This window comes from Actinospineispora eucalypti, assembly GCF_039543365.1.
In the GTDB taxonomy this organism is placed as follows: domain Bacteria; phylum Actinomycetota; class Actinomycetes; order Mycobacteriales; family Pseudonocardiaceae; genus Pseudonocardia; species Pseudonocardia eucalypti.
The window spans coordinates 175,408-189,626 of sequence record NZ_BAABJP010000019.1 but is presented as its reverse complement, the minus strand read 5'-3'; the positions used below and the strand labels follow the sequence as shown (position 1 = coordinate 189,626).

The 14,219-nt window shown below is 71.1% G+C and carries 1 protein-coding gene (running past both ends of the window); it reads right to left on the bottom strand.

The whole window is internal to an MFS transporter gene (locus ABEB12_RS20285; RefSeq protein WP_345702983.1) on the bottom strand: the coding sequence, 104,610 nt in all, runs 44,330 nt past the left edge and 46,061 nt past the right edge, and what appears here is coding positions 46,062–60,280, spanning codon 15,354 (partial) through codon 20,094 (partial); the first complete codon in reading order (the gene reads right to left) occupies positions 14,216–14,218. Both codon boundaries (start and stop) fall beyond the window edges.

The following is a 14,219-nucleotide window of genomic DNA, read 5'->3' as shown; positions in this document are numbered from 1 at the left end:
TCTTCCGTTCCAGCTCGACGGCGCCCCTGAGCAGGCCGGGCATCTGGGGATCCATCAGCGTCTGTGCCTGGGCGCTCGGCATGTCCGCAACCACCGGACCGCCCCGGCCAGGCCGGGATGTGCCGGGGCGCCGGCTTACCGTCCGGTCGGTGTCGTCTACGTCCAGCGCGGCGGACCCGTCGGCGGACTCGTACACCATGCTTGGCCAAGCGTTGAGCAGGAGGGCCAGCGGGCCGATGTGCACCGGGCGGTCCAGCGCGTCGAGCAGCTCGACCAACCGCTCGTCCAGCGGCCGGTCCTCCACCGCCTGGTGATCGGGCGTGGTGAGCCGCGCATACCGGTTGCGCAGCACCGTGCGGACGGCCTCGAACGTGGTCCGCGCCCGCATGAGCCGGTCTCGCGAGGGCACCTGGAGTTGCTGGCGGGCCTGCCGGGATCGAAGGTGGGTGGACGCCTCGTGGGCCATGACGGCGATCTCGAGCAGCTCCGCCAGAGTGGTGGCGCCCCGCCCAGGCCCGGTCAGTCGCTGCCAGGCGACCGAGAGCAGCGCCTCGGCGTAGCGCCAACGCGCCGGCCGGTACGCTTTCTTGATCATCGCGTCCAGTGCCCCCAGATCGACCCTGGCCCTGGCGACCAGCGCCGCGCGGTGCTCGTCGCCGTGCTGGTCGACGAACCGGTCGGCGTAGCGGCGCGCGATCGCCTCCAACACCCAGCGTTCCTCGACCGCCGCGCGCAGCCTGGACATCTCGTCGTGGGTCAGCCCGGCCCTTGCACCGCGGGTCAGCCAGGACAAGTCGTCGTGGGTCAGCCCGGCATCAGTCAGCGCATCGATCCGCTCGTGCAGCTCCGCGATCCGTTCGAGCAGCGCGGCGGGCGCGTACCGCCACGCGTCGGCCAGCTCCTGGCGCAGCTCGGCGGACAACACCCCGTCCCTCGCGAGCGCCCGCCGCCACCAGTCCTCGGCCAGCACGCCCACCGCCATGTCGTCCGCCGTCTCGGTGGCCAGATCGGCCGGGATCAACGTCTCCGGCCCGAGCCGCGCCGCGACCAGCCCGGGGGCGACCGCCGCGAACTCGGCGGACTCCTCCGGCGTCAACGCACGCCACCGACCGATACCCAGCTCCGGTTGGGCGGCGGGCGGTTCGGTCAGGTTCCACCCCAGCTCGCGCGCCTGGCTACCCAGGTCCGCGTAGGGGTCCGGCTCGGCCAGCGCCGGGGGCAGGCCCTTGATCCGCTGGTGCAGCGACCACAGCTGGCGCGCGCGCAACGGTCGCTCGGCGGTCACCGCCGAGGGAATCGTGCGCCACAGCAGCCAGGCCAGCGGCCCGCCCGGCATGGACAACATCTCCAGCTGGGCCGGCCAGGTGGGATCGGCCAGGCTGTGCTCATCGATGAACCGGCGGACCAGCCGAGCCAGGACCAGGTAACCGACCACCGCGACGGCCAGCAAAATCGGCACCGAAGTCGGCATGTGCGGGAGACCCGCGCCGAGAGGGCCGGAAGCCTCGCCCAGATGGCCGGAGGCCAGCCCGAGCAGGCCGGTGGCCAGCGTGCCCGAGCGCCGTTCGCCCGACCTCGGCTCACCCTGCTCGGTGGGTGCGAACACCAGGACCGTGATGTGGTCCTTGCCGCCCCTGGCCAGCGCGAGCGCGACGATCCGCCGGGCCACGGTCATCGGATCGGTCGAGCTCTTGAGCAGATCCTGGATGTCCTTCGGGCTGAGGTACGCGGTGACCCCGTCGCTGACCGCGATCAGCCACTCCTCGTCGTCGAGATCGAAGCTGTGCGTGGTGAACCCGCCACGCGGCAGCGGGTCACCCATCAGCTCCGCGGGCAGGTGCCGCTTGTTGTTGATGTGCTTCGGATGGTTCACCGCGACGACCTGCTTCGGGGTGCCCCGGAAGAGGACGCTGTCGCCGAACGGCAACGAGGTGACTCGCCGGCCCCCGTCCTCCCGGCGGGTGACCTGCATGGAAACATAAGTGGTCGCCGGGCCTCTTCCGGGCTTCGCCCCGGGATCGATAGCCACCCCGGTCCGGTGCGCACCGTGCGCGGCGAATTTCGCGAGCCACTCCGGGTCCCGCATCGCCAGATCCGGCGAGCTGAGCTGCACCGCCGCGCCGAACTTGGCGGCGCGGCGCGACGAGACCCGGGGCACGGGCCGGCCGCCGGCCCCGTCGGTGAGCACCCCGACGAACCCGCCGTCGGGCAGCTCACCGATCACCACCGTGTCGTGGTTCACCCCCTTCGCCGGGTTCTTGACGCGCTTCTTGCCCTTGTCGCTGACCATCGCTGCTTTCCAGCCATGACCGATGACGGTGATCTCCACCCGCCCCGGGTTCGGCGCATCCGAGGTACTGGTCAGCGGCGCGTGCACGGCTTCACCACCCGGCTCGCGCGCCGGCAACAGGGACGGCGCCGGGGACACCGCGTGCAGCTCGTAGCGCCCCGGCGCGGTTTCGCCGAACCGCAGCTCGAGCACCTCGGTCACCCCACTGGACACCGAGGGATAGAACGCCACTGGAATGGTGGCGGCGACCCGGACGAGCAGCTCGCCCTCGATCCACTCGACGCGGGTGACCCGGCCGCCCAGCATGCCCCGCAGCCAACGCTCCCGGTCCTCGGCGCCGAGCGATTGGGGCAACCAGGGCAGCGCCCGTTCGGCGAGATCCGCCAGTACCCGTTCGCCGATCATCACGACCTCGTCCGCGCCGGCGGCGGAAAGCTGGCCGGTCAAGGTCCTGGCCACCGTGTCGAGTTCGTCGCCGCGCGGCGAGCTGGGGTTGGCCGCGCGCAGCGCTTCGAGGTCGGCGGTCATGGCGTATACGCGTTCGGTGAGCGTCTCGGCCAGGTCCAGCGGCAACCCGGCCAGCAACAGCTCGGCGTGGCTCAGCCCGGCGAGCTCCAGCTCCGCGCGGGCCAGCGCGTAGGCGATCAGCTCCAACTGCTCGCGACTTGCGGTGGACGGGCGTGAGCTCTCCGCGATGTCCAGCAGCACCCGGTGGGCCGTCACCAGTGGGGTCGCCGCCCGCACCACACGCATCAGCAGCGCGGCCTGCAGCTCGTGGTCGAAGCCGGCCCACGAACCCACGAGATGTCGCCCCTCATGCGCCGCGAACAGTTCCCACCACAGCCGGTCGAGCAGTTTGAGCTCGGTCAGGTCCCACAACAACTTCCAGACCTCGTCGAACATCACGTTCACCGGACCCTCGGCGGTCCACAGCGCGTAGCTGAGCAGCCGTTCCGGCCGGTCCGCCAGGTCCGCCAGGTCATGGTGGCGCAGCAGCGGTTTGGCGCGCTCGGTGTGCAGCAACTGGATCGGGACCCCGAGCACGTCCAGCGGCAGCGGTCGAGGTTCGCCCCGCGCGGCCTTTTTGACCAGCTCTCGCACTATCGCTTCGAACCGCGCCCGCTCCGCGCGGCTCATGCCGTCGGACAGGTCCCCACCGGTTTCTGGTTCGGGCGACGATTGGGCGGCGCGCAGCGCGCGGATCTCGGCCTCGGTGCGGTCGATGCTGAAGGGCAGCGCGTATGGGTCGCGCTGGCCCAGGAACCGGGCGGCCGCTAGCTGCCGGTCAGCCTCGTCCAGCGCGACGAGCACGTTGTCGATTTCGTCACCGTTACCGCTCCGGATGGTCGCGACCTGCAGCCAGTAGTCAGCTTCCTCCGCTCTGCGCCTGGCGGTGGCCAGCACCGGGCGATCCGGCAATGCCGCCGGCACCGCGCCCTCCGCCCGGGCCACTGCCAGCAGCGTCGAGTCGGCCTCGTCAATGAGGCCGCTGAAGACCTGCAGCAGTTCGTCCTCGACCGATTCGTCCGTCACTTCGTCCGGGTTCTGCACATGCAGCTCGAGCCGGTAGAGCACGGCGATGAACTCGACGAAGCGGTCCATGGCCTCCCGGGTGAGCGGGTCGGGCAGCGCGGCGAACACGGTGCCCAGCACGTACACGACCTCCGCCACCCGCATGAGCGGCGCATGCTGGTCAAACCGCGTGGTCTCCCGTTCAGCGATGGTCCACAGCCGGTCGATCAGTGCGGTGCGCGCATCGTCCAGTTCGTGCAGCTCGGCGGCCAGCTGGCGCGGGTTGCGCTGGGTCGTGAACCGGGCGTTGTCGATCGCCACACCGATCGAATCCACCGCCTCGTCGAGCGCCATCAGCTCCTCGTCCGGGAGGGAGCCGGCGTTGGCGATCAGTCGCCGCGCATCGTCCACCTCCTGACGGGCGATGGCCAACAACATCGGGCTGTCCCGCCAGGGACCGGACTCGGCCGGCCGACGCTCGGCGAGCAGGGCGCGCGCGGCGGGCCGGGTCGACTTGTCGGCACGCCAGGTCGCAAGCAACAGTGCCCGGATCAGCAGGGTGTCGGTTAGGCCCGCCCCCGGCGTGTCCGCGCGCCCGGTGTGATCGAAGCTGCCGAAGACCCTGTCGATCAGCCCGACCAGCTGGACCTTGGTCTGCCCATCCTCTACCCGGATGACGAACCCCCCGCCCCCGGAGTAGCCCGACCGCACCGCCGGGTTCCCGGCGACCACCAGGTGCCACGGTGGCGCGGGCGGGCTGGTGCTCCAACGGTGCTGTGCCGCCCAGCCGCCCGTCACGGTGGGCAGCACCGTGTGGCCCGACTCCGCGATCAGCACCGCCTGAGCAAGCCACTCGGGCATGCCGACCGTCGCGACCGGTTCCCCGATCCCCGGCACCAGATCGGCCAACTCGACCCCGACCAGCCTGACCTCGGGGTGTTCGTTCGGGTCGATGTCCACCAACGCCATGTCGACGCCGGTGACGTGCTCCCGCGTCTCCTTGGGCAGCTGGGCCACCATCACACGGAACATCTCGAGCAGTTCCTCGCGCGGCATGGCGGCAGCGGCCGGGTCGAGGGCGACCATCGCGTCGGCCAGCGCCTCCAGCGTAGGTTCGGGCCGCACCCGCCCGGTGAAGGTGTGCCGGCCGAGCACCAGGTCCACCGTGGGGTGGTGGCGCACCAGGTGCCGTTTGGTCAGCACCACCAGCTGGCCGGCCACCTGGACCAGTGTCGCGGCTCCGCTGCCGCCATCCGGCGTGCGTACCAGGAACGTGGCGTCCACCGCCGGGCGGTAGCGAGGGTCGATCTCATGCGCCCACAGCACGGTCGGGTGGAGGCGAGTCGGTCCCACCTTGAACCCGGTCGCGCCGACCCCCGGGGAGCCGACCAGCGGGATCAGCTCGGACAGGTCCGGCGGGGCGGGCAGTTCGTGGTGCGGGCGCCGCTGATCCGGCGGCGCCCTGGCGTTGACCAGCTCGGCCAGCTCGTGGCGGATCAACTTCCGGCGTTTCGCCGGCCGCATCTTGAGCAGCTTCTCAAGCGTGGCGGTGTCCGTGTAGAGCCAGCCGTCCCAGCCGGCCCACATGACCAACCCGGTCACCCCGGCGATGCGCAGCTCGGCGGTGAACCGGTTGCTGACCCGCAGGCCGTTCGCACCGGCCAGCGCCACCTCTTCGTCGCCCAGCTTGGCGAAGTCGGTCAGGTCGGCGTCGGTCAGCTCGTCCCGCCAGCCGCCGTCCCGGGGGTCCAGCCCGGTCAGCTCGGCAATGACGTGCACCGCGCGTTTGCGCAGCTCATCGCTCAGGTCGCCGCCGTCCACCATCGCCGGGCCGCCGCCGGGCCAGGTGTGCGGCAGGGTGACCGCGCCGTCCGCGGTGCGCAGGAACCGGTGCCCGTCGGCGGTCAGGGTGACCGAGGTGGCCGGGCCGGCGACAAAGTCCCAGGTGGCCACGAACAGTTCGACGGCGTACCGGACGTCCAGGTGGGTCAGGTTGTGTGTCGGAATCAGCTCGACCACGCCGCCCTCGCCGAGGAACGCCACCGCATAGCCGAGCAGCTGCTCGTGCTCGTCGAACGCGCCCACCCACACCGCCCGGGGGTGGGTGAGCAGTGCCAGGGTCGCCTCGTCCAGTTCGGCACCGAAGCGGCGGCGCAATAGGTCGATCTTGGTGACCAGGTCGTCCAACACCCGCACCCGTCCCCGCGTGCCGTCGGGCAGGACGGTCGGGGCGATCCCCGGCAGGGGTGCCCCGAGGCTGTCCAGGGAGTGGGCGGTGGCACTGGCGGCCAACGCGCGGCCGCGGAAAGCGTGCAGCGCGGACTCGTAGGCGGCCAGCCGCCCGGCCAGCGCCGGCTGGGTCGGGCGCTCCTCGACCAGGACCCTCATCAGCTCCTCATCGAGAAGCAAGCTGGCGGGAAGTCCCAGCGCCCGGTCGATCAGGTCACGCAGCGCACCGGTGACCTCGTCCAGCCGGTCCGTGATCGCAATCGGGTTGGTCAACCCGTCCAGATGCATCGCGAGCGCCGCCAGCTCGTCGCCCACCTTCTCGGTGAGCCGGTACGCACGCAGCGCCGGCGTCAGCCCAGCTATCGTCTCGATCAGCCTGAACCAGGCGCTTGTCACGGTCGGTTTGTCGGGCAACTGGTCGAGTACCCGCATCAGCGCTCTCCGGTAGCTGCCGGATGCCGGGGCGAACAACAGCGTGATCAGATCGACCAGCCGCTCGGTCCGCACCTCCTCGGAGCCCCGATCGAGCCGCGGTGCGAGCAAGCCCAGCACCAGTGCCCGGTGGGCCGCCTGGTCGGCGTCCGCGACCGGCCGGGCCACCATCGCCGCGAGCCGGCGCCGCAGCAACGGCGACCAGGTGGGAGGTGGCACGTTCCCGGCTTCGACGAGCTCCCGCACGGCCGCCGTCGCGGTGGCCCAGAACCGGGCGTCGACCGGGCCGAGCCGTGACCAGGCGCCGATGAGCAGCGCGGCCCGGACCTCCAGCCACTCGGTCGCCGACCAATTGGCCGGGTCGGTCCACGGTGAGCCGTGCCGGGTGAGGTCGGTCAGGTCGCGTTGATCGGGCGCCAGCGCTGGCACCAGGAAACGGATGTGGTCGGCCAGGAAGTACGCAACGGTCGCGGCGTCGGGCACCGACTGGTCGTCATCGGCCGCTTCCGTCAGCAACTCGTTGACCAGCTCCGATTCCTTTTTCAGCCACTTCTGCTCGTCGATCTGGACCTGTGCCCATGTCTTGGCCGGACCCGGGGTCAGCTGGCCAACCGCCTTCTCCGACTCGGTGCCCTCGAGGAACTCGTGTACGAAGCGCAGCGCGGGCGCCGCCGCGTTCCCGGCGAAGAACTGGTCCGCACGCGGGGTGCCGCGCTTGTCGACGAGCCATTCGTATACCGCGAGCGAGACGTCGTAGTCCCAACGGTATTCGTCCAGATAGTGGTCCTGCTCAGCCCGGCGGTGTACCTCGGCGATCATCTTCGCCGGCTCGGCCAGCCTGTCGGCGGTGATGAAGGCGACGGTCAGCGCTGCCCAGTGCTGGTTCGTCCGCATGATGTCGAGCAACGGGGCAACGGGGCGTCCCGACGGCCATGCCTTGACCAGGCCCGGCGCCGCGCTGCGCAGTACCAGGTAGTCCAGGGCGTCCCGATACATCTCCACCGCGTCGTCGATCAGCCCCAACCCGGCGAGCGCGCCGATCAGCCGCGCCCTGGCCTGTACGCCCAGCCGGCGGTACGCCTCGGTGGACGGCTCCCAGGTGGTGGCGTCCACCTCGTCCAGGAACAGTTCCAGCTCGCCGATCCGCCGGCCGAGTTGGATCCGCTGCTGGGCCTCCATCTGCTCCCGAGCGAACTCCGCCGCGGTGCCGAGCAGATCACGCCGCAGGGCGTTGGCGTGCCGCCGGCCGGCCACGTCGTCGCCCAGATCGCTGGCCGCGTAGGCGATCACGGCGCGCAACTGTTCCTCGGAGAGGCGGCGGACCACAGTGTCTGGCAGGTACACCGTGTTGCCGATGCGGTACTCGACGATCTTGTCGATCGTGTCCTGGCCGACCAGCATGCCCACCAGCAGGGCATCGAACATCCGCACCTGTAGGTCGTCCGGAGCGTCGGTCAAGCCGTGGCTCAACGGGGTGGTCCGCAGCTTGCGGTCGGACAGCACTTCCACCACCCGTTCGTCCTCGTCCTCGCTGAGTGGGTCCTCCTCCGGGTACAGCTGCAGCCGCGCGGTCATTCCGATCATGGCACCGCCGCCGGCGGCAAAGGGCAGCATCCAGATCCCTCCGACGGCGAGCCCGCCCGCGGCCCACATCAGGGTGCGCAACCACCGATCAACCCTCGGGCCGTCGCGCCCGTACAACACACGGCCGAAGATGACCATCAGTACCCCGATCACCACAACCGGGATCGGGTTCCAGACCGGAGTGATCATGGCCCCGGCCGCGAAACCCACATAGAGCGCCCAGAACGGCTGTTGCTTCCACCAGCCCTCGAACCGGATGAGGCCGCGCAGGCGTGCTTCGGTGCGCTCCGCCGGCGGTGAACGGGCGCGCTGGCCGGCGGCCCGGACCTGGGCGGGCGGGTCGAAGTCGGTCAGCTCCCGCAGCAGCAGGAACACCTCGGCCGCCATCGTGTCCGGCATGGCGGCGAGCAGCTCGCTGTAGGCCCGCCCGGCGAAAGCCGAGGCGACGGTTCCCTCGAAGTTCTGGTACAGGTAGTTGGCCACGGCGGCGGACACCAGCATGGCGACGGCCGTCCGCTCGCGCATCCGCCTGTCCAGCGTGTCCTCGAGATGTGCGGTGAGCTGGCTGACCGAGCCCGCCGGCAACCACAGCGTCAGCGGCTCGCCCGGTTCCTCGAGCAGCTGCGCGCGCGTCGGCCGGGGGTCGGACGGCTCGGCCGGCGACTGATCGACGTGCCCGGGTATCGAGGCGAGCAGGCCACGCAGCCGGCGCGCGGTGGCGGCGTTGAGTCCGCCGACAACCAGGGCCAGCTCATCGACCGCGCTGGCTACCAGCCGCACCGACCGAGGCTCAGTCGCGCGATGCGCCAGGGCGATGACGCCCAGCAGCACCGCCGCCGCGGTGGTGAACACGACCGCCACGAACCAGAACACCACGATCGCTGGCGCTGGCTGGCTCACCGTCTCGATCGCGCCGGCGCCCTTGAATGCCGTGAACAGGCCGAACGGCAGCTGCGCGTGGGTGCTGCCATCGGTGTCCGGCGCGAGCAGCTCGTCGAACTCGCGCTTGTGCGCGAGCAGCTCGTCGAACTCGCGCTTGTGCGCGAGCAGCTCGTCCCGCGTCGGCAATCCGTGGAGCAAGTCGCTGACGATCGCCTCGGTGACTCCGGCGGGTCCGTCGACCAGGCTGTTCCACAGCGACTGGCCCGGCTGGGTGAGCTCGTACGTGTACGGGCGGACGGCCCCCGGGGCACGCGTAGCGAGTACCACGCCGAGCTCGTCCAGCGCCTCCATCGGTTCGTGCAACTCGTCGGGGTCCAACCCCATCGCATTGGCGAGCACGCTACGGCGGATCGGTTTGCCATGCTCGTCCATCAGCCGCAGGGCATCCCACAGGCTGCTGATCGTGGTCTGGGCGGCCCGGGGTTCCGGCGCGACCAGGTCAAGCGCGGCCCACAACACCGCCCAGTCGGCACCGGGTCGGGCCGGCCAGTCTGGCCAACGGTCGAACAGTCGGCGCGTCGGGGCCAGATTGTCCGCGCGGAGCTTGCCCACCAGCCGCGCCTGCCGAACACCCAGCACGTAGTTTCCGTGTCGTTCCAGCACCCAGCCCTCGTGGACAAGCTCTTCCAACACCGCCCGCACGGCACGGATCGGTCGCTTGAGCAGCTTGGCCAGCTTGGCGGGCGTCATGCCGCCCTCGCCCACCAGCTTGAGCAGCCGACCGAGCCCTGAGCTCGGTTCCGAGGTGCCGACCACCGGCGACCATGTCTCGAACGGCCGAGTTACCAGGAAGCCGAGCATCCGCCGCAGATCGGCAACCGTCGTCGGCCCCGGTGCGTGGGAGAGCGCGTGCCGCGCCCGCCCCATCGCGTCGTGCACCGTGAAGTCCTGCATGGTGGAGATCGACCCTCGGGGCAACCTCAGCGTCGCCTTCCCCAGGTCGGTGAGTGCGTAACCGGTGGCTCGGCGGCCCTTGATGAGCCAGCCTTCCAGCAGGTAGAGGGCGTGGTGCAACTCCATCCGCCGGACTCGGCCGTACCGCTCGCTGAGGGCGCCCAGCACCCCGGAGAAGGTGCCCTGCTTGTCGATCTCCTCGAGCAGCTCGCGCGTGGTGAAGAAGACGAACTGCTGGTAGTCCTCGTCCCGCCCACCGCCGGAGTCGAACCAGGCCGAGGCGACTATCTGCCCGCTGGAAGGCACCCGGCCGGCCGTCTGGCCCACCCGGCCGACCGGTCCGGCGCGCGCCGGCGTGTCCTCCGGGGTGGTTGTTGCCCCGGTGTCCCCGTTCGCGCCGGCCAGTGCGCGCACGGCGGCCTCGGCCGAGGTGAGCAGGCTCAGCTGATCGCTCTCTTTGTCGGTCGCGCCGATCCTGATCGCCATCGTGGTGAGCAGCTCGGACACCACGTCGAACTGGCGGTGGCCGTCGGGGGCGCGGGTGAGCTCGATCAGTGCGGTCGCCAGGTGCCGCCAGCCGGCCAGGAACCGGTCGGCGGGGCCTCGATCCCGGCGCAGCGGGTCGATGATGTTGCCGTAGGAGCGCAGGTCGTAGTCCAGCCCAGGCCGGCTGAGGTAGTAGTCGTCGAACCACGCCGGCTGGTCGACGGCACCTAGCAGGGCGGCCACCGCATCTGGGGTGGTGCCGCTCCCGAGCCGGTCCAGCAGATCGAACGCAAGTTCGATCTGCCGCTGGTGCAGCTCGCTCACCAACTGCTCCGGCCGGCGGGCGAGTCCGGTGAGTGCGGCGCGCACCTGGTCGGCGAGCCCGGCGGGGGGCTCGGCCGGCCAGTGGCGGAGCAGCGCCCGGTACCGGTGGAGGAACTCCAGCTCGGGGCGCGCGCCGGGCATCCAGGCGATGGCGTCCGGGTTGGCGAGCGGCAGGCCGCGGCGGGGCTCGGCGTACCAGGCGAGGATCGCCAGCACCACCGGCGCGGGGTGGTAGTAGAGGTACCCGGGCAGTGCGGGAACCGCCGAGGTGGGGCCGCCGTGCCCGTCCCGCGCCGCCGAGTGGATGGCGTCGGTATACACCGAGCGCAGCACCTCCGGAAGGTAGTAGCGCTGCGTCTCGGTCAGCGTGCGGAACTTGACCAGCACGTGCTCGACCAGCAGGTGCATACCGAGGCCGCGAGCGAACCGCTCCCACTCCACGTGTTCCGGCGTGACCAGTTCGCCGTGCGGGATGGGTAGCGGCGCGGACAGCCCGGCGGCGAAGGCGAAATGGCTGAGCAGGTGTTCTTGCTGCTTGGTCCGGCCGGCACCGAAGGCGATCTGCAACACGCGGGCCACCTCGCCGGCCAACAGAAGCCGGGTCCCGAGGTCGGCGGCCGGCTTGGCGGTGAGGGGATGGCCGAGCAGCTCGAACGCCTCCACCGCCAACCGCTCGAACGCGGCCAGCTGAGTCCGGGATATCCACAGCCGCAGGCCCGGCACATCGGAACCCGGCAAGGAATGAACGACGCTGGTTGGCCCTTCCGCCCAGTAGCTGTTCGCCAACACCTGGGCTCGCAGGTCGCGCAGGTTCTTCCGGGTGCGCTGGTCCATCGGCAGCTTGCCAACCTGGATGAACAGCTTCCCGAGCAGGGCAAGGACCCGGCTGCCGTCCCCGCCGTCGGACACGATCCGCGTGCCGACGTCCGGCTCCGGCAGATTTTGCGGGTCGGGCTCGCTGGCCGTCGGCGCCGGGCCGCCGACCGGCTCGACCGGCACGTACCGCACGGTGGTGCCCTGACCCACCGGCCGCAGCCCGGGATGCCGCGCCACGGCCCGTTTCACCAGCTCCTCGTCCGCCGGGTCACCGAGCACCGCCACCAATTCGGCCAGCGGGCGGGCCTGGTCTGGCCGCGTCCGCAGGTGCGCGACCAGCAGCGACGCCACCTCGAAGGCCAGCCGGAGCGCGACGTCGCGCGGGTCGCCCCGCTCCCGCGACGCGTAGAACCGGGCCAACGCAACGGCCTGGGCCAGCGCCGCGTCGTCGGCCACCTGTGGGCCACCGTGCAGCACCGCCTGGACGATAAAGGCGCTGTCCTGCTTGTGGTTCAGCCCGAACCGGTTGCGGCCCTGCTCGTTCCCCTCCCGGTGGAAGAAGTCCTCGTGATACCCCAGCCGCCACCACATCCCGGCGGCGCGCACCCTTGCGGCCATCGGCGCGAACATCACGATCAGGTCGCGTTCCGCCCAGTAGAACCCGATCATCCGGTCCGGCAGGTCCGCCAGCTCGGTGCCGAGCAGCCCCCGGACCTGCCCGGTCAGCGCGATCTCCAGCACCCCCGGTGGCCCCCTGGGCCGGTTCGTCTCCCGTCGGTGCCGCTCGTCGAGTTTCATCAGCTCGGGCAGGATGCGCGTGAACCGAGGCGCGTCGGTCGGCCGCTCGTTCTCGATCACCCAACCGGAATGTGCCCGCGACAGGCCGCGCACCTCGACCTCCGCCCGCGCGATCAGCTCGAGCTGGGTGTCCAGGTCCTCGGCGCTCCGTATCCCGCCCATCAGCCCGTTGAGCGCCGCGCGCACCTCCTTGGGGGCGGGCTGGTCGGGCCGGCGAACCACCTCGATCAACGTGGTCACCAACCGCCGCCAGCCGGGCAGGAACCACTCCGACTGGCGCAGGTCGGCGATGAGCTCGGCGTACTCCCTCGCGCTGCGCTCGAGTCCGGAGCGGTAGAGGTAGTGGTGGTCGAACCACGCCGGCGCGTGGACGTCCCCGAGCAGCTCAGCCACCGAAGCCGGCGTGGCACCGGGGCCGAACCTGTCGAGTAGCTGGAACAGCACCTCCAGCTGGGGTACCTGCGGCCCGAAGTACGGCTCCTCGGGGAGCTGGGCCAACGTGGTCAACACGGTCAGCACCCGCGCCCAGAACTCGGCATCCGGTTCGGCGACCCGCTCGGCCAGCTGGCCGCGTGCCCAATGGATGAACTCCAGCTCGGGACGCTGCCCGGGGATGCGCGCGAGGACGCTCTCGTCGGCCAGGCCGAACTCCGCCAGGTGCGGCCCCCGGGGAGCCCGGCTCAGCCAGTCGAAGGCGGTCCGCACCAGCGGCCCCGGGTGGTAGTAGAGGTAGCCGGGCAGCTCTGGAGTCGCGGCGGTGGGGCCACCGTGTCGGTTCAGCGCCGCCGAGTAGTGCAACGAGTCGGTGAGTATCGAGCGCAGCACGTCCGGCAGGTAGCGCCGCTGGGCGGCGGTCAACTCCAGGTCGTCGCGGGCCAGGATGTGCTGGACCAGCAGGTCCATCGCCGCGCCATGGGCCATCCGTTCGCGCTCCAGAACCTGGTGGGTAATCGAACCGCCCAGCGGGATGGCGAACGGCACCGTCAGTCCGGCCGCGAGCGTGTCGTCCTCCATCCACGTGCCGAAGACCAGCCGGTAGGCCAGCTGCAACACATGTGTCTGCTCGTGCCACAACACCAGCCGCAACGCGAGATCGAAGGACAGTGGCTTGCTGATCGGGTGGCCAAGCTCATTGAACGCGCTCCTGATGTCCTTGGCCAACAGCGTCAATGCGGTCCGGGAGAGCCCCAGCTCGAGGCGCGGCAAGCCGGACTCGGTGGCCCCCACCGCCTGGACGAAGCTCGCCTCGCTGTTCGACCAGTAGATGTTCGCCCGCACCTCGGCCATCAGCGCGGCCAGTTCGGCTCGAACGTCGGCGCTCGGCGACAGCTGGCCGACGTAGTCCTGGTACTTGTCGAACACCGCCAACGCCTGGCGCCCCTCCGGGTCGTCGGCGGTGATTCGGTCGGCTTCATCGACCGGCTCGAACTCTGCCCGGGCCACATCGCCGGGCTCCGGGGCCGGCCCGCCCACCGGGTCGGTCGGCACGTACCACACCGTCCGGCGGTCCCAGGACCTCCGCAGCCCCGGGTGCGCCTTGACCGCCCGCCGCACCGCCAACTTGGTTCGCCGCGTGTCACCCAGTTCGGCGAGCAGGTCGCCCAACAGGCGTTCCTGGTCCGGCAACCCGGCGAGGTGCTCGGCCAGCAGGTCACCGACGGCGAAGACCTGGTCGAGCACGTCGTCCATCGTGTGGTTCGGGCGCCTCAGCACGGCATGGAACGCCTCGGCCAGTCCGCCGGCGGGTTCTTCCTCGGGCCCGAGGCCCAGCCGGCGCAGCTCCCGGGCGAGCGGGGCGTACTCGTCCCGCGACGCGGCCCAGCGCGCGAAGCTCGCCCAGTCCCAGGCGTCCGTGCCGACGTGTCCCCGGGCGTACTCCACCGACGCCTCGGCGAACGCCAGCGCGGCCTTG